This window comes from Novosphingobium sp. BL-S-34, from assembly GCF_056857015.1.
Window position 1 is genome coordinate 1,160,876 of the sequence record NZ_CM166473.1, and the last position, 20,259, is coordinate 1,181,134.

The 20,259-nt window shown below is 67.3% G+C and carries 19 protein-coding genes; 6 read left to right on the forward strand and 13 right to left on the reverse strand.

Annotation, left to right across the window (positions count from 1 at the left end; translation table 11 throughout):
• Nucleotides 1–55: 55 nt before the first annotated feature.
• From AC1VV3_RS19000 to AC1VV3_RS19010, 3 genes are read right to left on the reverse strand one after another with little or no spacing between them, the layout of a single operon-like run.
• Nucleotides 56–2,389, reverse strand: coding sequence for a xanthine dehydrogenase family protein molybdopterin-binding subunit (locus AC1VV3_RS19000; RefSeq protein WP_482962130.1), 2,334 nt, complete (start codon nucleotides 2,387–2,389; stop codon nucleotides 56–58).
• Nucleotides 2,386–3,372, reverse strand: coding sequence for an FAD binding domain-containing protein (locus tag AC1VV3_RS19005; RefSeq protein WP_482962131.1), 987 nt, complete (start codon nucleotides 3,370–3,372; stop codon nucleotides 2,386–2,388). Before AC1VV3_RS19005 ends, AC1VV3_RS19000 begins: the two co-directional genes overlap by 4 nt.
• Complete coding sequence (locus AC1VV3_RS19010; protein ID WP_482962132.1) at nucleotides 3,369–3,890, reverse strand: 2Fe-2S iron-sulfur cluster-binding protein; 522 nt, start codon at nucleotides 3,888–3,890, stop codon at nucleotides 3,369–3,371. Before AC1VV3_RS19010 ends, AC1VV3_RS19005 begins: the two co-directional genes overlap by 4 nt.
• Nucleotides 3,891–4,165: 275 nt before the next feature.
• On the opposite strand from AC1VV3_RS19010, the gene AC1VV3_RS19015 reads away from it, so the two are divergent.
• Nucleotides 4,166–4,579: a GFA family protein gene (locus tag AC1VV3_RS19015; protein WP_482962133.1), complete on the forward strand. Its 414-nt coding sequence runs from the start codon at nucleotides 4,166–4,168 to the stop codon at nucleotides 4,577–4,579.
• Between the two features lie 66 nt (nucleotides 4,580–4,645).
• Nucleotides 4,646–6,079, forward strand: coding sequence for an MFS transporter (locus AC1VV3_RS19020; protein WP_482962134.1), 1,434 nt, complete (start codon nucleotides 4,646–4,648; stop codon nucleotides 6,077–6,079).
• 15 nt (nucleotides 6,080–6,094) lie between these two features.
• Here AC1VV3_RS19020 and AC1VV3_RS19025 read toward each other — a convergent pair whose 3' ends face one another.
• Nucleotides 6,095–6,931 (reverse strand): class I SAM-dependent methyltransferase, encoded by an 837-nt coding sequence (locus AC1VV3_RS19025; protein ID WP_482962135.1) that lies wholly within the window; start codon nucleotides 6,929–6,931, stop codon nucleotides 6,095–6,097.
• Between the two features lie 276 nt (nucleotides 6,932–7,207).
• Here AC1VV3_RS19025 and AC1VV3_RS19030 point away from each other — a divergent pair, with 276 nt between their 5' ends.
• Nucleotides 7,208–8,230, forward strand: coding sequence for an alpha/beta hydrolase (locus AC1VV3_RS19030; RefSeq protein WP_482962136.1), 1,023 nt, complete (start codon nucleotides 7,208–7,210; stop codon nucleotides 8,228–8,230).
• Nucleotides 8,231–8,240: 10 nt separating this feature from the next.
• Here AC1VV3_RS19030 and AC1VV3_RS19035 read toward each other — a convergent pair whose 3' ends face one another.
• Genes AC1VV3_RS19035 through AC1VV3_RS19050 form a run of 4 tightly spaced genes read right to left on the reverse strand, consistent with a single transcriptional unit; the run spans nucleotide 8,241 to nucleotide 12,395 of the window.
• Nucleotides 8,241–9,536: an MFS transporter gene (locus AC1VV3_RS19035; protein WP_482962137.1), complete on the reverse strand. Its 1,296-nt coding sequence runs from the start codon at nucleotides 9,534–9,536 to the stop codon at nucleotides 8,241–8,243.
• Between the two features lies 1 nt (nucleotide 9,537).
• Nucleotides 9,538–10,260: an IclR family transcriptional regulator gene (locus AC1VV3_RS19040; RefSeq protein WP_134095688.1), complete on the reverse strand. Its 723-nt coding sequence runs from the start codon at nucleotides 10,258–10,260 to the stop codon at nucleotides 9,538–9,540.
• Between the two features lie 48 nt (nucleotides 10,261–10,308).
• The gene (locus AC1VV3_RS19045) at nucleotides 10,309–11,475 is read right to left on the reverse strand and encodes a mandelate racemase/muconate lactonizing enzyme family protein (RefSeq protein WP_482963162.1); all 1,167 of its coding nucleotides are present in this window, start codon (nucleotides 11,473–11,475) and stop codon (nucleotides 10,309–10,311) included.
• A gap of 2 nt (nucleotides 11,476–11,477) precedes the next feature.
• Nucleotides 11,478–12,395, reverse strand: coding sequence for a dihydrodipicolinate synthase family protein (locus tag AC1VV3_RS19050; protein ID WP_482962138.1), 918 nt, complete (start codon nucleotides 12,393–12,395; stop codon nucleotides 11,478–11,480).
• 165 nt (nucleotides 12,396–12,560) lie between these two features.
• On the opposite strand from AC1VV3_RS19050, the gene AC1VV3_RS19055 reads away from it, so the two are divergent.
• From AC1VV3_RS19055 to AC1VV3_RS19065, 3 genes are read left to right on the forward strand one after another with little or no spacing between them, the layout of a single operon-like run.
• Nucleotides 12,561–15,245 carry a TonB-dependent receptor gene (locus tag AC1VV3_RS19055; protein WP_482962139.1) on the forward strand — a complete coding sequence of 895 codons (2,685 nt, stop codon included), beginning with the start codon at nucleotides 12,561–12,563 and terminating at the stop codon, nucleotides 15,243–15,245.
• 29 nt (nucleotides 15,246–15,274) lie between these two features.
• Nucleotides 15,275–16,015, forward strand: a complete 741-nt coding sequence (locus AC1VV3_RS19060; protein ID WP_482962140.1) for an SDR family NAD(P)-dependent oxidoreductase — start codon at nucleotides 15,275–15,277, stop codon at nucleotides 16,013–16,015.
• Nucleotides 15,999–16,931, forward strand: coding sequence for a 2-dehydro-3-deoxygalactonokinase (locus AC1VV3_RS19065; protein WP_482962141.1), 933 nt, complete (start codon nucleotides 15,999–16,001; stop codon nucleotides 16,929–16,931). The genes AC1VV3_RS19060 and AC1VV3_RS19065 overlap by 17 nt, the downstream gene beginning before the upstream one ends.
• A 162-nt stretch (nucleotides 16,932–17,093) precedes the next feature.
• Here AC1VV3_RS19065 and AC1VV3_RS19070 read toward each other — a convergent pair whose 3' ends face one another.
• From AC1VV3_RS19070 to AC1VV3_RS19090, 5 genes are all read right to left on the reverse strand, one after another.
• Nucleotides 17,094–17,426 (reverse strand): UrcA family protein, encoded by a 333-nt coding sequence (locus AC1VV3_RS19070; protein ID WP_482962142.1) that lies wholly within the window; start codon nucleotides 17,424–17,426, stop codon nucleotides 17,094–17,096.
• Between the two features lie 118 nt (nucleotides 17,427–17,544).
• On the reverse strand, nucleotides 17,545–17,877 hold the full coding sequence (locus tag AC1VV3_RS19075; protein ID WP_482962143.1) for a hypothetical protein: 333 nt from the start codon (nucleotides 17,875–17,877) through the stop codon (nucleotides 17,545–17,547).
• 104 nt (nucleotides 17,878–17,981) lie between these two features.
• Entirely contained in the window at nucleotides 17,982–18,146 is a 165-nt protein-coding gene (locus tag AC1VV3_RS19080) for a hypothetical protein (RefSeq protein WP_166675341.1), read from the reverse strand.
• Nucleotides 18,147–18,238: 92 nt separating this feature from the next.
• Nucleotides 18,239–19,177, reverse strand: coding sequence for a LysR family transcriptional regulator (locus tag AC1VV3_RS19085; RefSeq protein ID WP_132266057.1), 939 nt, complete (start codon nucleotides 19,175–19,177; stop codon nucleotides 18,239–18,241).
• A 106-nt stretch (nucleotides 19,178–19,283) separates the two neighbouring features.
• On the reverse strand, nucleotides 19,284–20,222 hold the full coding sequence (locus AC1VV3_RS19090) for a Vgb family protein (RefSeq protein WP_482962144.1): 939 nt from the start codon (nucleotides 20,220–20,222) through the stop codon (nucleotides 19,284–19,286).
• Nucleotides 20,223–20,259: the final 37 nt, after the last annotated feature.

Sequence of the window (20,259 nt, forward strand, 5' to 3'; positions counted from 1 at the left end):
CGGTTCATCGGAACGAAAAGGTCCGCCGCCCGAGGCGCCCCGCCGGTCCAGCGCCCTAGAGCAGTTTGTCCAGCGTCAGCGGCAAGTCGCGCACGCGCTTGCCGGTGGCGTTGTAGACAGCATTCGCCACTGCCGCCGCCGTGCCGGTGATCCCGATCTCGCCGATGCCCCTTGCGCCCATCGGCGCATGGGGGTCCGGAATGTCGGTCCAGATCACGTCGATCTCGGGCACGTCCATGTGCACGGGCACATGATATTCGGAGAGGCTGGGGTTCATCACCCGGCCCTTGCGCTCATCGAACTGCGCTTCTTCCATCAGGGCCAGCCCCAGCCCCATGATGATGCCGCCGCGGAATTGGCTGGTGGCCGTCTTCGGATTGAGGATGCGCCCACAATCGAACGAGCCCAGGAACCGGCTGACGCGCGGCTCGCCGGTGACCGTGTTGACGCGAACCTCGCAGAACATCGCCGCGTGGCTGTGCATCGACCAGTGCATGGTTTCCAGCGGCGGCGGCCCTTCGGCCTCCACGCTTACCGACGGCTGCTGCGCGCGTGACAGGATCGAGGCATAGCTCTCGTGCCGCGCGGTCTCGTCGGCCTTGCACAGCCCCTGGTCGCGGCTGATCACGTCATCCGGCTTGAGACCGGCGAGGGGGGAATCATTGCCCGCCAGCTTGAGCAGTTGCTTCACGAGTTCGCGATGAGCGGCACCCACGGAGGCGCCGATAGCGGCGGTCTGCTGCGATCCGCCCGCCAGCACCACGCCCGGCAGAGTGGAATCGCCGTAATTGAAGCGCACGGCCTCGATAGGCAGGCCCAGCCTTTCGGCGGCGACCTGGGTCTGCGCCGTGGCGGTACCCATGCCCATCTCGTGCGCGGCGATATCGACCACCGCCTGCCCGTCCTGCATCAGGGTGATCCGGGCCGCGCCGCCGCCCATGCGGTAATAGGGGTAAGTCCCGGTGGCGCATCCCATGCCGACCAGCCACTCTCCCTCGCGGCGCATGCCGGGGCGCGGGTCGCGGCGATCCCAGCCGAAGCGCTCCGCGCCCGTGCGCCAGGCCTCGACGATATGGCGCGAGGAGAACGGCAGGCCGGAACTCGGGTCTTTTTCGGGCTCGTTGCGGATGCGCAGTTCCACAGGGTCGATGTTCAGCGCCTCGGCCAGTTCGTCCATGGCGCTTTCCAGGGCGAACGTTCCCACCGACTCCCCGGGCGCTCGCATGAAGGTGTTGGCGAGCATGTCGAGTTCCACCACCTGCACGTCCAGCTTGAGCGTCTCGGAAGCATAGGCGCTGCGGGTGGGCAGGATGAAGGGTTCCGGCATGGCGTTGCTGGCGGTTTTGACGGTCACGCCGGTATGGACAAGCGCCTTCAGGTGACCCTCGCGATCCGCGCCGAGCGCCACCCGTTGCTCCGTCGGCGAGCGCCCGCCCACCACCCGGTAAACGCCCTCGCGCGAGAGGACGAGGCGCACCGGACGACTGCACAGCTTCGCGGCGAGCGCGGCCAGCACCTGATGCTGCCAGAGACACTTGCCCCCGAAGCCGCCGCCCACGAAGGGCGAGGTGACGATGACCTTGTCCTCCGGCATGTCGAACATCTGGCCGATGGACCAGGCGGTATGGGCCACCAGCTGCGACGCGTCATGAATACGCAGCACATCGCCCTGCCACGCCACGGTCACCCCGTGCAGTTCGATGGCATTGTGGTTGTGGCGCGGCGTCGTGTAGAGCGCGTCCACTTTCACTTCGGCCGCGGCAAGCGCCGCTTCGGCATCGCCGCGCTCGTCATGAAGCGGTTGGCCCATGAACAGGGCCGGCTTGGTGCCTTGTTCGCGCGCCTCGTCCAGCGAGGTCAGGGCCGGAGCCGCCTCGAAGGTCACGCGGACCAGCGATGCGGCGTGGTCGGCCTGCTCCTGCGTTTCCGCCATCACGACGGCGACCGGTTCGCCGTTCCAGTTGACCTCGCTTTCCTGCATGATCGGCAGATTGTCGCCATTGGCGGCCTTTGGCGCCGACATGAAGACAGGGGGCGGAGCAAGGCGAGGGGCATTGTGGTGGTCCATCACTGCCACCACGCCGGGCGCCGTCTCTGCGTGGGAAGTGTCCATCGCCGCAATACGCCCCTTGGCGATCGTGCTGAACACCAGTGAGGCGTAGACCATGCCCTCCAGCGGAAACTCCGCCGCGAACGTGGCCCGGCCGGCCACCTTGAGGGGACCGTCGATACGCGACAGCGGCTTGCCGACATGGCCGTAACGCTCGCGGATCAAAGGATCGGGCTCGCCTCCGGGGATCCAGCTGTCCGGCGCGAGGGCGACCGCTTTCGCCATGACGCCCTGAACCGCGCCCTGCAGCGCCTGCTTGGCGTCGCTCGCGATGCTCATGCGATCTCTCCTGACAGGTCTTCGAGCACGGCGACGAGCGTGCGCCGTGCCAGATCGATCTTGAAGCCATTGCCCGAAAGCGCCTGCGCGGAAGCCAGTTCCGCCTCGGCAGCGGCAGCGAAACTGGTGGCCGACAGCGGACCGCCGCGCAGCAGGGCCTCGACTCGCTCGGCCCGCCACGGTTTGTGCGCCACACCGCCCAGTGCGATGCGCACGTCGCGCACTTGCCCGCCCTCGATATCGAGCGCCGCCGCCACGGAAACCAGCGCGAAGGCATAGCTCGAACGGTCCCGCACCTTGCGGTAGGTGGAGCGCGCGGCGAATGGCATCGGCGGTATCTCAATTGCGGTGATGAGTTCGCCCGGCTGGAGCATGGTATCGACGTCCGGCAACTCGCCCGGGAGACGGTGCAACGCCGTGAAGGCAAGGCGCCGTTCGCCGCCGTTTCCGCGCAGATGGACCACGGCGTCGAGCGCCGCCAGCGCGACGCACATGTCGGAAGGGTGGACGGCGACGCAAGCGGACGAGGCGCCCAGAATGGCGTGATTGCGGTTGAAGCCGCCCACCGCGTCGCAGCCTTCTCCCGGATGGCGCTTGTTGCAGCGCGATCCGGCCTCGTCGTAGAAATAGGAACAGCGGGTACGCTGCAGGATGTTGCCCCCGACAGTCGCCATGTTGCGGATCTGCCCGCTCGCGCCGGCCAGGATGGCGCGCGCCAGCATCGGGTAGCGCAGACGGACCGCACGGTGCTCGGCCAGCGTCGTGTTACGCACGGCAGCACCGATCAGCAGCCCGCCACCGGGCAGCTCGTCGATCCCACCCGGCAGCCCGGTCACGTCGACGAGGCTTTCGGGCGTCTCGATGTTCTCGCGCATCAGGTCGACGAGGTTGGTGCCGCCGCCCAGATACCGGGCGCCCGCCGCGCCGCCCTTGAGAACCGCCGACGCCGCATCGGTGGCCCGCATATACGTGAACGGGGTCATTCCGCAGCCTCCGCCATGGTTTCCGCCCCGTAAGTCTCGGCGATGGCCTCGACGATGCCGTTGTAGGCGCCGCAGCGGCACAAGTTGCCGCTCATGCGTTCGCGCAGTTCCTCGTGGCTGAGCAGGATGTCCTCGCCCCCCAGATCGACCGTGACATGGCTTGGCACGCCGCGCGCAATCTCGGCAGCCATGCCCACGGCGGAGCAGATCTGGCCGGGCGTGCAGTATCCGCACTGAAAGCCGTCATGTTCCACGAAGGCCTGCTGCAGGGGGTGCAACCGGCCGGGCTGGCCCAGCCCCTCGATCGTCGTGATCGAGCGCCCCTCATATTGCACGGCCAGAGAGAGGCACGAGAGTATCCGCTCCCCGTCGGCCAGCACGGTGCAGGCTCCGCAGGCGCCCTGGTCGCAGCCTTTCTTGGTGCCGGAAAGTCCGCAAGTCTCGCGCAGGAAGTCCAGCAGAGATACCCGCGCATCGTGCGGAGCGTCCTGGGCAGCGCCGTTTACAAGTATCGTCATGGTGATCGGCCTCTCGAGGGGCAGCATTTTTGAGGCGCGGGAAGACCGCGCTTTCAGATCAACTCGATCCCGGTCGATTGGTGCCCGCCGCCAAGTGCATGACGTGAGGAAAACCGCGAAAAACAGCCGGGCCGCATCCGGGGCGAGACCAATGCGGCGTTTTGCGCGGCAGACCGCCGCAAATGGTCCGGCACTAATGCGGAGCCGCCGAGTTGTTCCTTCGGCACGACCGGCCGGGACGGCGGGTTTGCAGGGCCGGAGGAGCGCTCGGGATCATGAAGAAAACCTATCATGGCAGCTGCCACTGCAAGGCGGTCACTTTCGAAGCGGACATCGATCTCGAACTGGGGACCGGCAAGTGCAACTGCACGTTCTGCTGGAAACAGCGCATGTGGAACGCCGGCCATCTCGCCCCCGGCGATTTCCGCCTGCTGAGCGGAGACGGGAAACTGGCGGACTACGGCAAGTCGGGCGACTGGGGCGAAGGTCATCACCGCTTCTGCTCGGTCTGCGGGATCGCGACCCACGGTCACGGCCATATCGAGGCGATGGGCGGAGACTTCGTCACCGTGCATCTTGCCGCGCTGGACGATCTGCCGGTCGAGGACCTGGTCTCCGCCCCCCTTGCCTACATGGACGGCCTGCATGACGACTGGCAGCATCCCCCTGCCGAAACCCGGCACCTCTGACGGACATGGCAGCCTTGCCCCGCCCGCCCTGCCGCCCTCGCCCTTGCTGAATTTGCCCGAGGCATCATGACCGCCCTGCCCACCACCGATTGCGACAGCGGCCAGGCCGTGGCGCGCAAAGGCAAGACCGTCGCCCATCCGCGCTGGACGATTGCGGCGACGATGCTGGCATCCAGCCTGGCCTTCATCGACGGCTCGGTGACCAATGTCGCCCTGCCCGCCATCGGCCAGGAACTCAGCGGAGACGCCGCCAGCCTGCCCTGGGTCATCAACGCCTATCTCCTGCCGCTCTCGGCGCTGCTGCTGCTGGGCGGCGCCGCGGGCGATCATTTCGGGCGCAAGCGGGCCCTGGTGACGGGCATCGTGCTGTTCACGCTTGCCTCGATCGCTTGTGCCCTTGCCCAGGACCTGGCGATGCTGCTGGCCGCGCGCGCGGCGCAGGGCATCGGTGCGGCCATCCTCATGCCAAACAGCCTCGGCATCCTGGGCAGTTCGTTCGAGGGCGAGGCCCGGGGGCGCGCCGTCGGCACTTGGGCAGCGGCAGGCGCCATCGCCAGCGCCGTCGGCCCGCCGCTCGGCGGCTGGCTGGTGGACAGCGTCGGCTGGCGCGCGATATTCTACCTCAACATACCAGTGGCCGCCGCAGCGATCCTGGTGGCCTGGCGCTATGTGGAGGAGAGCGAAAAGGGCCGGGAACCGCTCGACTGGACGGGCGCACTGCTGGCGACCGCCGCCCTCGGCGCGATCACCTGGGCGCTGACCTTGTGGTCCAGCCATCACGCGGCATCGACCGGAACCTGGATTGGGTTGGGGGCGGGTATCCTGCTGCTGGCCCTGTTCATCATGACGGAACGCCGCCTGGGCGAGCGCGCGATGATGCCGCTGGCCCTGTTCGCCTCCCGCCCCTTCGTGGGCCTGACCCTGCTGACCCTGCTGCTCTACGGCGCGCTGGGCGGCTTGCTGATGCTACTGCCCTACCTGCTGATCGTCGGCGGACACTATAGCCCGACCCAGGCCGGCTTTGCGCTCCTGCCGTTCTCGATAGTGATCGGCACCGTCTCGCGCCTTGCCGGGCGCCTGACCGAGCGCATCGGCCCGCGCTGGCCGCTCACTCTTGGCCCCATCGTCACCGGCGCCGGCTTCGCGCTGATGATGCGCGCAGATCCCACGGCCAGCTACTGGACCAGCATCCTGCCCGGCATCGCCGTGATTGCGCTGGGCATGGCCGGCGCGGTGGCACCGCTGACCACTGCCGTGCTTTCCTCGGTGGACGAGCGCCATACCGGCACCGCCTCGGGCTTCAACAGCGCGATTGCCCGCACCGGCGGGCTCGTCGCCACCGCAGTGGCCGGCGCGGTCATCGCCGTCTCCGCGGCGGAACTCACTGCGGCATTCCAAACCGCCGCGATCGTCGCAGCCGTTCTTGCAGTGGCATCGGGTCTCGTCGCCCTGTTCACACTCGAAAGCGGCACCCCGGCCGCCGCCCCCGCCGCGCCGTGAGCCACGTCTGGAGCTTTACCTCTCGACGGTCACGCGCAGATATGTCGCAGGTATCACCGTCTGCCCGGCCGTGCCCCGGTTTTCGGCCTCGAAGAGCGCCTCCAGCTCCGCCTGCAACGCGTCCCGCCGGCCGTCTCGCCCCGCCGCATCGAAAGCGTTCATGGTCGGTCCGTAGTAGTCGCGGAAGACGGCGAGGAACGCCGCAGCCGTTCCGGGATAGCGAAAGGTATAGGTCGCCCTTTCGCAGGCGATCCGCTCCGGTGCGATGCCCGCGGCACCGAAGCGTTCGCGCACGAGGTCTTCCTGGCCCCAGCTCACCGGGCTGACGAAACCCTCGGGCGGCGGCGGCATGAAAGCGGCGCATGTCTTCAGCACCATGGCAACCAGCGTCGGATCGCCGGGTATCCAGTTGCCCATGACGATCCTTCCGCCGCGCCGGCAGACGCGAACCATCTCGGCGGCGACATCATGCGGACGCGGCGCGAACATCGCGCCGAAGATGCTGACGACCAGATCGAAACCGGCATCGCCCAGCCCGGTCAGCGCGCTGGCGTCGCCCTCCTCGAAGCGCAAGTTCGCCAGCCCTTCCGCGCGCGCCCGGGCATTGCCAGCGGCAACGAGTTTGGAGGCGATGTCCACGCCCAGCACATGCGCGCCGCGCCGCGCCGCCGGAACCGCCGTCGTGCCGTCGCCGCAGCCAAGATCGAGCACCTCCATGCCCGGCCGAGGCGCGATCCAGTCGACCAGTTCCTCACCGCTTTCCCGCATGGTTGCGGCCAGACGGGTGAAATCGCCTTTCTCCCACAGGGCCTTGTTCGCATTCTGCGGCTTCGCGCTATTGTCCTCCTGCATCCCAGCTCTCCACGGTCGGGCCGATCCTCGGCTTGTGCGCGGAGAATATCACCTATCCCTGACGGTAAACTTCGTCTTTTCGGGGTAAGGGTGACGGGCGGCGGTGCTCGGAACGGCGCGGACCATCGTTGCATATATAGCCACGATTATGACCGTATGATCGGATCATTGGCGCATTATCGAATTGTCCGCAAATTCATATTGCTAACTACGCCACAAACCCGCACTCTTCGCATGGAGCCAAGAGGCCCGGGGAGAGGGAGGAATACGCCGCAAATGACAGACCTGCCCAAGCCGTCCCGCCGCGATCTGCTGGCGGGCGCCACCCTGCTGTCGGGCGCGCTCGCAGCGCCGCACGCGCTTGCCCAGGCGGCCACTTCGGCAACCGAGATCCTCGGCTTCTCGAAGGACACCCGCGAACCCGATCTCATCCTTCCCCTCTGGCCGGAACGCCGGATGCCCGGAGGCCCGGTGCCGCAAGTGACGGAATCCGTGGACGACCAGTGGGACAATGCCGGCCTTCGCTACCGCGTGGCCGAACATGTCACCCGGCCCACCCTGTCCTATTTCGCCGCCGCCAACCCGACCGGGGCGGCCGTGCTGATCGTGCCGGGCGGCGGCTATTCCCGCGTCGGCATCGACCGCGAAGGGTACGAATCCGCGCGCTGGATGAATGCGCAGGGCGTGGCGGCATTCGTGCTGCGTTACCGGCTTCCAGCGGACCGCTGGGGCGGCAAGGCGCTGGTGGCACTTCAGGACGCGCAGCGCGCCATGCGGCTGATCCGCGCGGGCGGTCCTGGGCGGTGGAGCGTCGATCCCAAGCGGATCACCGTGATGGGCGGCTCCGCGGGCGGGCACCTCGCGCTCAGCCTCTGCGTCAAGGTCTACGACCGCACCTACCCGGTGCTGGACGAGGCCGACCACCTGCTCACCCGGCCGGATGGGGCGATCCTGCTCTATCCCGTGGTCACGCTCGGGGCCGGCGCCCATGTCGGCTCGCGGCTCGCCCTGCTCGGCCCAGACCCTTCGCCCGAGGACATTGCCCAGTGGTCGTTCGACGGCAAGCTGCCGGGGATCACGCCGCCGATCTTCCTGGTCCATGCCGTGCATGACCGCGTCGTGCCGGTCGATCACTCGCTCGCGCTGTTCGCGTCCGTGCGCGCATCGGGCGGGGCGATCGACATGCACTTGTTCGAGGACGGCGCCCATGGCCTGGGCCTGCGCGCAGACCCATCCTGGCCGATTGCCCGCTGGCCCGATCTCGCACGCCAGTGGCAGGTCCGGAACGGCCTTTCCTGAGCCGCCCCGTTCAGTCCGCCTGATCGGGGGAGCGCAGTGCCGAGCGCGGCTGGCTGCGCAGCGAAAGCCAGGCCACCAGTGCCGCCAGCGGGTGCAGCATGCCCATGAGCAGAAACACCTGGTCATAGTGCCCTGACTGCGCCAGCCGTCCGACGAGCTGGGTAGAGAAGATGCCGCCCAGTCCGCTGCCCGCCGCGACGATGCCGAACACCGTGGCCACGACGCGCGTGGGGTACAGATCGACCACCAGGGTGCTCAGGTTGATCTGGAACACGAGGTGCGCGAAAGCCACGGCCGCGGCGATTGCGAAAGTCAGCGGGATGGCCGGCCCGGTCGAGATAGCCATGCCCACCGGCGCCAGCACCGCCGCCGCCGCCAGGCCGATGAGCCGGCTGCGCGCCGGGTCGATCCCGCGCCGGATCAGCCTGCCGGAGAAGACGCCGCCGCCGATGCTGCCAAGGTCTGCCGCCAGATAGACGATCCAGGCCGTCGCGGCGATCGTGGCCAGGTTCAGCCCGCGCTCGTCGGACAGGTATTTCGGGAACCAGAACAAGTAGAAGTACCATACCGGATCGGCCAGCATCCGCGACAGCGCAAATCCCCAGAGCGGACGTTCGCGCAAGATCGCGCGCCAGGGCGTCGGCTCGGCGGTCACGGTGGGGCCGGCCTTGCCGCGCGGATAGATCGCCAGCCAGGCCGCGAGCCACACGAAGCCCAGCGCCCCCGTCACCACGAAAGCCGCGCGCCAGCCCTGGGTCAGGGCCAGCCAGCCGATCAGCGGCGGGGCGATCGTCGCGCCGACCATGGCGCCGGCAGTATAGGTACCGAAGGCGAAGCCCCGCTCCTGCGGCGGAAAGTGCTCGGAAATCGCTTTCGGCCCGGCGGTGTAGTTGCCGGCCTCGCCAAGCCCCAGCATGGCGCGGGCGCCGCCCAGCGCTCCGGCGCTGCGGACCAGACCCGTCGCCATGTTGGCCAGCGACCACCAGCCCACGAACAGCGCCAGTGCCAGCCGCGTCCCCAGTCGGTCGGTGAGCCAGCCCGCAAACAGGTAGGCGATGGTATAGGCGATCAGGAAGAACTGGACGACCTGGGCATAGCCGATATCGTCCATGCCGAGGTCCTTCTGGACCATCGGCGCAAGGATCGAGAGCGTCTGTCGGTCCACGTAGTTGAGAACCGTGGAAGCGAAGAGCAGCGCCAGTATCGCCCAGCGCATGCGGCCGGGCGCGGCGGGGGCAGCGGCCTCGGCACCCGCGCTCGGCGCGGGAGCGGCCGAAGCGGAGGCGGCCTGAACGGGTGAGGCCATGTCAGCCTCCGATCTCGGGCGCGGCCTCGCGAAGCGCCGCGACGAGCGGCTCGGTAGCGGCTTCCGGAATCCACCCCGACAAAGCCAGGCCCGCATGGGCCGGATCGCCGGTGGAAACCGCCACGACATGATGATCGCGCTCGTCGGCAACGTGAACGCGGGCGTAGCCCAGCTCGCGCACTTCGGCGAGCTTGGCGATCAACTGCTCGATCCCATCCGGGAACATCGGAATCTCGCGGTCCCGGTAGATATCGCGCACTTCGTCGTCGTCGTGCTCGGACAGGAGAACGATGCCGATGCCGCTGGTCGTCGCGGGCAGCAGGCCGATGCGCCCCAGCCCCGCCGAGGCCTCGATGCCCGGCGGCGCGTGGAACAGATAGCTCACGCTGTCTCCCCACAGCACGCCCAGCGCCACGGTGTGGCCGAAGCGGCGCAGCCCCTCCAGGACCGGCAGTGCGCGGCGGATCAGGCCGGAGGCGAAGAGGCTCTGCGCCGCCAGGACGTGCATGCCCGCCCCGGCGGTATATTTGCGATTGGCGGTCTGCCGCGCGATGCCCAGGTAGGCCAGCGTCTTGAGCAGGCGATTGATCTTGGTGGGATCGGCATCCAGCCGCCGCGCCAGTTCGCGGCAACCGACCGGCTCCGGCGATGTCGCAAGCGCCTGGAGCGTGGCAATGCCATCGATCAGGCTCTGGTTCGGCTGGGCATTGAGTTTAGCGCGCACAACATGGTCCTATGCACCAAGGTTCGATCGTTGCCAATCGGAGCGCCGTCACGCGACGTGCTCCGCCAGCTCGTGGAATTTCGCATTGGGCCGCACGCCAAGGCCCGGCCCGGTCGGCAGGCGATAGCCATCCGGTCCGTGGGTCATATCGGTATCGAGCACCGCCAGGTTCCGTTCGAAAACGGAGTGCTGCCATTCATGCTTCCACAGACCCGGCAGGGTGGCGGAGGCATGGAGGCTGGCCGCCAGGAAAATGCCGGCGCCGATGGTGGCATGGGGCGCCACCGCCACGCCGTGGGCCTCGGCCAAGGCAGCGATGCGCAGGAACTGCGTCAGGCCGGTGTGCCCCATCTCCGGCTGGACATAGGCGATCGGGCCGAACGCCAGGCGATTGGCGAATTCATAGGCGGTGTACCACTCCTCGCCGGCCGCCACCGGAACCGGGCTCTCCGCCGCCAGCCGCGCCAGCCCCGGCATGTCCTCGGGCTTGAGCGGAGCCTCCACGAAGCCCGGGCGCAAGGGTGCGAGCCGGGCGATCAGGGCGCGCGCCTCTTCCGGCGAGAATTTCCAGTGCAGGTCGATCAGCACTTCCGCATCGGGACCGAGCGCGCCGCGCAGGGCGGCCATTTCCTCGACCACGCCTTCGTGGCTGACGACGGCGGCGAACTTGAACGCCGTCATTCCCCGCGATTGCCAGTCGCGGGCCAGGGCGATCCGCTCGTCCAGCGTGGCGGCAGGCAGGCCCGAGAGGTAGCTGGGGATCGCGCCGTGCACTGCCGGCCCGATCAGTTCGCGCACGGAAAGTCCGCGGTGCTTGCCGGTCAGATCCCACAAGGCAATGTCGATCGCCGCCAGCGCGTCGCCGTGAAAACCGCCCGTGCATCCGCGCACGCGCATGAGATCGTAGAGGCGATCCCACGTTTCGGCCGGGTCTAAAACCACGCCGTCCATGAGCACGGGTGCAAGCAGATCGTTGACGATCTCGCATGTCGCGCGCGGCGCGCAGATGCCGTAGGTTTCCCCCCAGCCCACATTGCCTTCGCCGTCTGTCACGCGCACGACGATGGAGCGATCCACCGTCGGGTAGATCGTCCCATTGCCCCTCCGCACCAGGTAGCCGCGCGCATTGACCCGCTCCCCCGGCCCCAGCGGCCCGAGATTGGGCGTGTCGCGGGGGACCGTGACGATGAAGGTGTCGACCGCCGCGATCCGCATCGTCACGCTGCTCCTTGCACCATGCCGGGCGGCAGCAGATCGCCAAGGCGCGCCAGCAAGGCATCGAGTTCCCGGCGGTCGTAGCGATCGAGTTCCGGGCCGGGCGCGCGAACGTAAGTGCTGTCGATCAGGCCACGGCGCTGGAGTACCGCCTTTGTCAGACGCCAGCGGAAATTCGCCTGCATGCTGAGCAGGGGCAAGGTCCGCTCGAACAGATCGCGCGCGTCCTGCTCGCGCCCTTCGTCGAACGCGGCCAGCATGCGAACGTGGAGTTCGGTGACTTCGCAGGCGGGCATCGTCCCCCGCGCGCCGCGCACGAGTTCGTCGATCACGTAGCGCGCACCGGCACCGCCGAACACGGCGTCGAGCGAGCCGCCCGCCAGTTCGCTGAGGCAGGTGATGCGCTGCCCCGAAGGCGCGGCCTCTTCCTTGACATAGCGGATGCCCGGAACCTCGTGCGCCAGTTGCGCGACTTGCTCCAGCGGCATGCCTATCCCCATTGGCGGCGGCGCGTTCTGCACCATGATCGCAATTCCCGAACCCGCATGGGCCGCCTCGAAGAAGCGCTTCATCCCTTCGAAATCGGCAGCATAGGCCTTGGGCGTCAGGATCATGGCCGCCTGCGCGCCGGCCCGGGCGCCGGCTTCGGCATAAGCGATCACCTCGTCCGTATTTTCGGTGCTGCCCCCCACCACGAAGGGAATGCGGCCATCCAGCCATTCGCCGATCCGCGCTGTCAGGTGCAGGCGTTCGTCACGGTCCAGCATGTCGTATTCGCTGGCAAGGCCGGGGAAGACCACGCCCTGCGCACCGGCTTCGACGATATAGTCGAGCACGCGGCGCGTGCCGGCCTCGTCGATGGCGCCGCTTTCCGTGAAGATCGTCGGCAGGATCGGCAGGACCCCCTTCAGTTCGATCACATAACCCTCCCGATGTTTCTGTTGCTATATGTGCGGTACACCCACTCATTTATAGATGTCAATGCGCTTGCACGACTAGTAATGTTGCTTTATTAGCGATTACAGAGACAGGGCGGTGACACGACCGAAAACCTGCCGACAACGAAGAAAATGGAGGGGTGAACGATGAAGGAGCATGTGATTCGCAGCCTGCTGGCGTCGAGCGCGCTGGTTTCGGCAGCCTGCTGCACACCGGCATTCGCGCAGGCGCAAACGAGCGGTGAAGCCGCCGCACCGGCCACCGGTTCCAATCCGCCGATTTCCGACGAGGCTGCGCAGGAAATCATCGTTACCGGCATTCGCCAGAGCCTGGGCGCAGCGCGCGATCTCAAGCGCGATTCCATGCAGTTCGTCGATGCCATCGTGGCCGACGACATCGGCAAGCTGCCCGACCGCAACGTGGCGGAATCGCTGGCCCGCGTCTCCGGCGTCCAGGTGGACCGGGGCATCGGCGAAGGCTCCAACATTTCCGTGCGCGGCCTGCGCCAGAACGTCTATCTGTTCAACGGCCGCGAGATATTCGACGCCACCGGCCGCGGCGGCACCGGGCTGGACCAGCTGGGCAGCTCCACTTACGGCCTGCTCGCGCTGGTGCCTTCCGAACTTATCTCCCGCCTGCAAGTCACCAAGCTGGCCGGCTCGGACGAGATCGCCGGCGCGCTGGGCGGTATCGTCGATATCGAGACCCGCATGCCGCTGGACGGGCCGAACCAGATCGCCGCCCGCGGCGGCATCAGCTACGACGACCTCACCGAAAAGCCGAGCTACGAGATGTTCGGCCTGGCCTCGCACAAGTTCGCGGACGACATGCTGGGCGTCCTCGTCTCCGCCTCCTACGGCCGCCGCCGCCTTTCGCAGCAGGGCCTCGACACGTTTGCAGGCTATACCCGCTTCACCGATGCAGCCGGCGCCACGCACTTCGGGCTTTCCGATGCGCGGCCCGAGGAAATCGACGAGACGCGCAGCAAGTTCGGCCTCGACGGCGTGATCCAGTGGCGCCCCTCGCCGGGCATCGAACTGACGCTGGACAGCTTCTATTCCAAGCTGGTTTCCGACCGCGAACGCTACTGGCTCTCGTTCAACCCGTTGGTGGGCCTCACCAATGCGACGTATTCGCCGGACAACGTGCTGATCTCCGGCCGGTCCACCGCGCCGGTCCTGACCAACACCGAATATGCCAAGACCAAGGCCGATACCTGGTCTACCGCGCTGCACGGCGACTTCGAGGTGACGGACACGATCCACACCAGCGCCGAAGTTTCGTACAACCGCTCCACCTCCAGCTACGACCAGAACTACTTGCGCCTGCAGCCGGTCGCCGGGATCACGCCGACGATCGACTTCGATCTCTCCAGCGGCGACCTGGGCGCCTATTCGATCAACGGCATCGACCTGACCGATCCTGCCCAGCTTCGCTTCACGATCCTGTTCGACAACCTCTACCGCGCCCGCACCGAGGCCACGGCGCTGCGCAACGACTGGGACTTCAAGCTGGGCGACGGCTTCCTCGACAAGCTGCGCGTCGGCGCGCGCTACCAGCGGCTCGACACCCGCGCCAACCCTTCGCTGGCGGACATTCGCCCGGCCGGCGGCATCCCGGCAACCCAGCTGGGCGATTACGTCCGCCTGCGTTCCAATCCGGACTTCGCCAGCGGCGACTTCGCCGGCCTGCCGCGATCCTATCTCGTCGCCACCGACCTCATCACGGGCGGATGCAGCAGCTGGACGGACTTCCCGCAAGTCTCCCAGGCCGCCGCCTGCCTCAACCCGACCGCCACGACGACGTCGCAGGCCGGAACTTACGAGATCAAGGAGAACTTCTACGAAGGCTACGGCAAGCTGGAATTCGCCACCCAGGGCGGGTTCAGCCTGAGCGGCAACATCGGCCTGCGCTATCTGCATCGGGGGCTGACCTCGATCGGCAATCTGATCAGCAGCACCGGCGCGGCCACGCCCACCAGTTTCCGCCGCAGCGACAACGAATGGCTGCCTTCCGCAACCGTGAAGGCCGACATCGCCGACGGGCTGGTGCTGCGCCTGGGCGCAGCCAAAGTCCTGGCCTTCCCCAATACCGCGGACCTCAACAACGGCCTGACCCTGTTCAACACGGCGGTCTTCGTGGACGGGGTGCAGATCACGCCCGGCACCGGCAACGGCGGCGCGCCGGATCTCGATCCCTACAAGGCCTACCAGTTCGACGGATCGCTGGAATACTACTTCGGCCGCCAGGCGATGGCCTCGCTGGGTCTGTTCTACAAGGACGTCTCGACCTTCATCGTCTCGGAACAGAGCGCGGAAGTCTACGGCGGCGTGAACTACCTCATCAACCGCCGCGTCAACGGCGACGGCGCCAAAGTGAAGGGACTGGAGGCACTGGTGCAGTTGCCGTTCTACTTCCTGCCGGATCCGTTCGACGGCTTCGGCCTGATGGCGACGTACTCCTACATCGACTCCACCACACCGATCCGCGACGTGGTGGGCCGCACCCTGGCCTTCCCGGGACTTTCCAAGAACAACGTCAATCTCGTGGGCTATTACGAGAAGGGGCCGGTCAGCCTGCGCGTCGCCTACAACTGGCGCGATGCCTACCTCGTCAGCCTCTCGGCTGCCGGAACCGGCATCTACAACGACAATTACACCGACCTTTCGGCGACGTTCCGGTACGACATCACGCCCAGCGTCTCGCTCAATTTGGAGGCCAACAACATCCTCAACGAGCACCAGCGCACGTATGACGGCACGCAGGACGCCTTGCGCACCAACCTGTTCTTCGGGCGTATGTACAAGGCCAGCGTCAGCATGAAGTTCTGACGGACGCGAACGGCCGAAAGGGAAGCCGAGTGGAAGAAAGCGAACTGAACGGCCGGGTAGCGCTCGTCACCGGCGCGGCCAGCGGGATCGGCGCGGCGATTGCCCGGCGGTTCCGCGCTGCCGGAGCCAGGGTTGCGGGGATGGACCTGCAACCCGCGAAAGAGGCCGACCTGCCGCTGCTGGCGGACTTGCGCTCCAATGCGGCCGTGGCAGCGGCCGTGCAGCGCATGGAGGAGCAGCTCGGCCGGGCGGATATCCTCGTTCACGCGGCTGCGGCATCGGTTCCGGGCGGCGCCCTGGATACCGATCCTGCCGCTTATGCCGATATCTACGACGTCAACGTCATCGGCGCCGTGCGGCTGCTGCGCGGTGTCGTTCCCGGCATGCGCGACCGGCGCAAGGGATCGGTGCTCCTGCTTTCCTCGATCAACGCGCGCTTCGCCACGCCCAGCCTTGCCGCATATGCCGCATCCAAGGCCGCACTCGAAAGCCTGACGCGCACAGTCGCGCTGGAGCTTGCGCCCGAAGGCATCCGCGTCAACGCCATTGCCCCGGCCTCGATCGACACCCCGCTCCTGCGCAGTTCGTTCGAAAGCCAGACGGACCCGATCCGGGCGCGCGAAGACAATGTTCTGCGCCACCCGCTCGGGCGGCTGGGCATGGCCGAGGACGTGGCCGAACTGGCCCTGTTCCTGGCCTCAGACCGCGCCGGATGGATCACCGGCGCCATACACCCCATCGATGGAGGCGCCGGTGTCACACGCCGCTAAGACCGAATCCGAAGCCGATATCGTCGGCATAAACTGGGGAAGCACCAACTTCCGCGCCTATCGCATCGCGCCGGATGGTTCCGCGATCGACGAATATGCCGCGCCCACCGGCGTCGCCGCGCTCGACCGTGACGGCATGGCGGAGGCCGTGGCCGGGCTGGTGGCGCGCTGGCCGGACCATGGGCCGATCTATGCGTCCGGGATGATCGGATCGAACATCGGCTGGGCCGAGGCCCCTTACGCGCTGGCACCTGCCGGACTGGGCGAAGTCGCCTCCGCCTGCGTGCCGGTCGAGATCGGCGGCACGCCGCTGCGGATCGTTCCCGGCATTGCCTGTCGCCGGGCCTTCGACGACGCGCCCGACGTGATGCGCGGCGAGGAAGTGGAGCTTCTGGGACTTCTCGCCATGGGGCAGGCGCAGGGGATCGCGGCCCTGCCCGGCACTCATACCAAGTGGGTGCGGATCGAGGACGGCCGCATCGCGGACTTCTTCACCGCCATGTCGGGGGAAATCTTCGACCGCCTCACGCTCCAGGGCCTGCTCGCCTCGGTCGTCGAGGGCGAGGCGGTGGAAGGCGATGCGTTCCACGCGGGCGTTGCGGCCGGAAAGTCGCGGAGCCGCGGTCTTGCCACCCAACTTTTCGGCGTGCGCGCAAAAGTGGTTCGCGGCGACCTGCAGCGCAGCGAGAGCGCGTCCTACTTGCGCGGACTGCTGATCGGCTCGGAGCTGGCGGACGCGCTGGATGTCAGCGCGGACTTCGGCAAGGCACAGATCCCCTTGATCGGCAACGGCCCGCTGTCGCGTCTCTACGCGGCCGCGCTGGCGTCGATCGGGCTGGAATCCCGCTTCATCCCCTCGGGCGAGGCCTGCCTGAAAGGATTTCGCGCCATCCATGATGCGCGGCACAGGGATTGATAGCCGGAGGGGCGGCGGAACACGCTGCTCCCGATCGGCTGGGGCATTGCCCGATCGGCTGGGGCATTCACCGCCAAGGCATCTGAATGCCGCGGCGTATACCTGCAGTGCCAATGGCCAGCCCGCGGGGCCGGCCAGGCACTCAGGTCAAACCGGATAGCGTCAGTCGGCCAGGGCCAGCTTGGCGGCAGGCGCAGTCGATGCATCCGCGCGGCGGGTTTCGATCTGGCTGCGAATGTCGGCCACGACGGCGGCGCGGCAGTCCTGAGCCTTGCGCTCGGCGGCGAGGTGAACGCTGGCCATCTTTTCACCGCATACCGTGCGCGCGGCCTTGTCCATGCGAATGGCGAGGCGCTGCTGCCCGTCTGCCGTGGCGAGATCGAGACCCTTGATTTCGAGAACCGTCTGGTCCTTCGCGAACGGATTTTCGCCGGTAGCTGCAGTGGCCGACGTGGCAAAAGCCAGCGACGCCAGCGCAAGAACGCCAATCTTCATCATCTTCTCCCAAGCAGACACAAGGAGTCACACGGTGGCGACCACCGCACTCATAGCGCCCGATCAAAGAAATGACAATCGATCAGCTCATTTATTCACTCCAACCGTCAATTTTTGTTCAGCGTATTACTAGCACTGCTAGTTCAGTAATACTTCCAAGCATTCCGATCGGCAGTTTAACCTGCCGGGTATCCCTGCTGTCGCTCTCCGCCCCGAGGGTGGTGACGGCAATGTTCCGCGCACCGGGCGCCGACCAGGCCCGCACCGTCTCGACCGGAAGCAGCACTTTCCACGAGCGCCGGCCTTCCGTCTCTACCGGATGCCCGTTGATCAGGACTTGCGCCTGCGGATCGCTGCGTGCGCCCGAGACGAGCAGGCAGTCCGCATCCGCGCAGGAAACCAGTTTCGCTCCGGGGTGCTGGGCAGCCTGGGCCGAAGGCGCGCAAGTCATGGCGGCCGCCAGAACCCCGGGAGCCAGAACCCCGAGAGCCAGTCCGCCGAGAGGCCTGCGCCCCGCGGCCCGAACCTCTACGGCGCGATGGGAAGCACGCCGCCTCATCGGCTGGTCCGGCGCTGCGCGTTACCGCCCGCAGCGCCCCGGATCGCCCCGGCCCGCGCCTCCATGCCTTCGCGAAGGAACCGCAGGACCGCCGAAGCGGCGATGCGCAGCGGGCCTGCCTGCCGGGAGTGCTTGCTGGGAAGATCGTTCCTGACGCTCATCTACCGCCTTCACCTTGTGTCTGGTGAAAAGACTGCAGTGCCGGAGGTCATCACGGCAGGGGTAAAATCCCGATGCCGCCCATAGATCGGATCTATGATCGAGGCTGGGCGCGCAGACGGCGAAACACTTCGTCGATGAACAGCTGGGTCGCCGTGTCGCGTTCCGGCTCGGAGCGGGCGAGCAGGAAGATGTCGTAAGCCGGTTCGATATCAGCATGGAGCAGCGGCCAGAGCGCGCCCCGCTCCACTTCCGCGCGCACGGCGGGCATGGGCAGGAAACCCATGCCCACGCCGCACAGGATCAGTCGCCGCGCCTCGTTCATGTCGTCGGCCAGGCCGGTCACCCGCGTGCCCAGCCGGTAACGGCGGCGCAGATGCGTGATGACCTCGATCTCGTCACTGCCCATGAGCACGAAAGCCTCGTGCTCCAGTTCGCGCGGCTGAGTGATGCGGTAACCGAACAGCGGATGATTGCGGGCGCAGTAGAGTTGCTGGCGTTCGACGAACAGCGGCTCGTAGACCAGGCTGCCGCGCACGCTGTTGTCATAGCCGATGCCCACTTCCACCTCGCCCGCCTCCAGCGCCTCCAGCACCTGCCGCCAGGCGGAGACGCGGATTTCGATGCGGATGTCCGGATTGCGCCGGTGGAAGCTCGCGATCGCTTCGTCGAATTCGGGAGAGACGATGGCGGACACGATCTGGATCCGCACCACCCCCTCGACCCGCCTGGTGGCCTGGGCCACCTGGTGCGGCATCATCCGCGCCGATTCGAGCATGTCCTCGCACAGGATCATCATCGCCTTGCCGGCGGCGGTCATCTCCACGCCATTGGCGGAGCGATGCAGCAAGGTGGCGCCGACATGGTCTTCCAGCCGCTTGAGCGCCGCGCTGACGCTGGGCTGCTGCTTGCCAAGCTGGCGCGCCGCCGCGCCGATTCCCCCTGCCCGCACGATATCGACGAAAGTGCGCATCAGGTTCCAGTCCACCCGGCTGGCGAACTTCCTGTCAGTCAACGGCGTAGGTTCGCTCATGCGTCATCTGTCCCATCGGCGCCGGTACCGCAGCGATCAAACAGAACCGGACGGATCGGGCGACCGGAAGCGGAAGCGAACGCAGTCCGGCCGCTCCCGACGCTATCTATCTGTTCTTCTTCAATTCCGACTTCGGCCACCAGGTCAGCGTATGCTCGTCGTGCGCCGTCGTCCACACGCCTGACGGCGTAAAGCGCAGCGCGCCGCTGCCGGCCGGCTTGCCAAAGCGCGATTCCACGGCGCCGGTCCCGGCATCGATGGTCGCAAACACCTGGTCGTCGGTGGTGCGCAGCCAGATCCTGCCGCTGCCAGCGTCGATATCGCCCCACTTGAGGTTCTCCCCGACTTTCGTGCGGCCGGTAACCGTCACGGTCTGGGGATCGATGCGGGCCAGCGTGCCATCGCCTTGTTCCTGGACCCAGACCCCCCCCTCGCCCGCAATCAGGAAGCCCGGTTCCGCACCGAGCGGAGCGCGCCCGGTGACGGTATTTGTGGCCGGATCGATGCGCTGGACCGAGCGCTCCGCCGCGCTGACCGCCCAGACCGCATCGAAGCCGAACGCAAGGTACCAGGTCCCGCGATCGACCTTTACCGAGGCAATGACCTCGTTGGTCGCCGGATCGATGCGCGAGACGACGCCCTTGTCATCGCTGGCCACCCAGATCGAGCCGGCGCCGGCAACGACGTTCAGCTCGCCCTGCGGATTGGCGATGCCCGTGGAGATCGTGGCGAGCACTTTGGCCGAACGGATATCGATGCGTTTCACGGCCAGTTCGTGGCAGTCCGCCAGCCAGAGCGAGCCATAAGCCACCGTCATCGCCCCGCAGGCGCGGCTCACCGGCACTTCCGCGAGCTTGCCCTTGCGGGACCACTGCTCCACTCTGGTGCGGTTGGTGATCCAGACCGTCTTGCCGTCCACCGCCAGGAAGTCCGCGAAGCCCGGCACGGCGATGACCTGCTCCGCATGGACCTGGCCAATGCCTGCCACCGCGGCGCCGGCCATGGCAGCGCCGGTCAGAGCCGCCATCGAAATCCACTTGCGCATGCTAACCCCCTGTTTCTCGTACCGGTGTTTGCTCGTA

Coding starts and splice junctions, on each gene's coding strand:
- AC1VV3_RS19000 (WP_482962130.1), bottom strand. CDS start 2,389: ATGAGCATCGCGAGCGACGCCAAGCAGGCGCTGCAGGGCGCGGTTCAG.
- AC1VV3_RS19005 (WP_482962131.1), bottom strand. CDS start 3,372: ATGACCCCGTTCACGTATATGCGGGCCACCGATGCGGCGTCGGCGGTT.
- AC1VV3_RS19010 (WP_482962132.1), bottom strand. CDS start 3,890: ATGACGATACTTGTAAACGGCGCTGCCCAGGACGCTCCGCACGATGCG.
- AC1VV3_RS19015 (WP_482962133.1), top strand. CDS start 4,166: ATGAAGAAAACCTATCATGGCAGCTGCCACTGCAAGGCGGTCACTTTC.
- AC1VV3_RS19020 (WP_482962134.1), top strand. CDS start 4,646: ATGACCGCCCTGCCCACCACCGATTGCGACAGCGGCCAGGCCGTGGCG.
- AC1VV3_RS19025 (WP_482962135.1), bottom strand. CDS start 6,931: ATGCAGGAGGACAATAGCGCGAAGCCGCAGAATGCGAACAAGGCCCTG.
- AC1VV3_RS19030 (WP_482962136.1), top strand. CDS start 7,208: ATGACAGACCTGCCCAAGCCGTCCCGCCGCGATCTGCTGGCGGGCGCC.
- AC1VV3_RS19035 (WP_482962137.1), bottom strand. CDS start 9,536: ATGGCCTCACCCGTTCAGGCCGCCTCCGCTTCGGCCGCTCCCGCGCCG.
- AC1VV3_RS19045 (WP_482963162.1), bottom strand. CDS start 11,475: ATGCGGATCGCGGCGGTCGACACCTTCATCGTCACGGTCCCCCGCGAC.
- AC1VV3_RS19055 (WP_482962139.1), top strand. CDS start 12,561: ATGAAGGAGCATGTGATTCGCAGCCTGCTGGCGTCGAGCGCGCTGGTT.
- AC1VV3_RS19070 (WP_482962142.1), bottom strand. CDS start 17,426: ATGAAGATTGGCGTTCTTGCGCTGGCGTCGCTGGCTTTTGCCACGTCG.
- AC1VV3_RS19075 (WP_482962143.1), bottom strand. CDS start 17,877: ATGACTTGCGCGCCTTCGGCCCAGGCTGCCCAGCACCCCGGAGCGAAA.
- AC1VV3_RS19080 (WP_166675341.1), bottom strand. CDS start 18,146: ATGAGCGTCAGGAACGATCTTCCCAGCAAGCACTCCCGGCAGGCAGGC.
- AC1VV3_RS19085 (WP_132266057.1), bottom strand. CDS start 19,177: ATGAGCGAACCTACGCCGTTGACTGACAGGAAGTTCGCCAGCCGGGTG.
- AC1VV3_RS19090 (WP_482962144.1), bottom strand. CDS start 20,222: ATGCGCAAGTGGATTTCGATGGCGGCTCTGACCGGCGCTGCCATGGCC.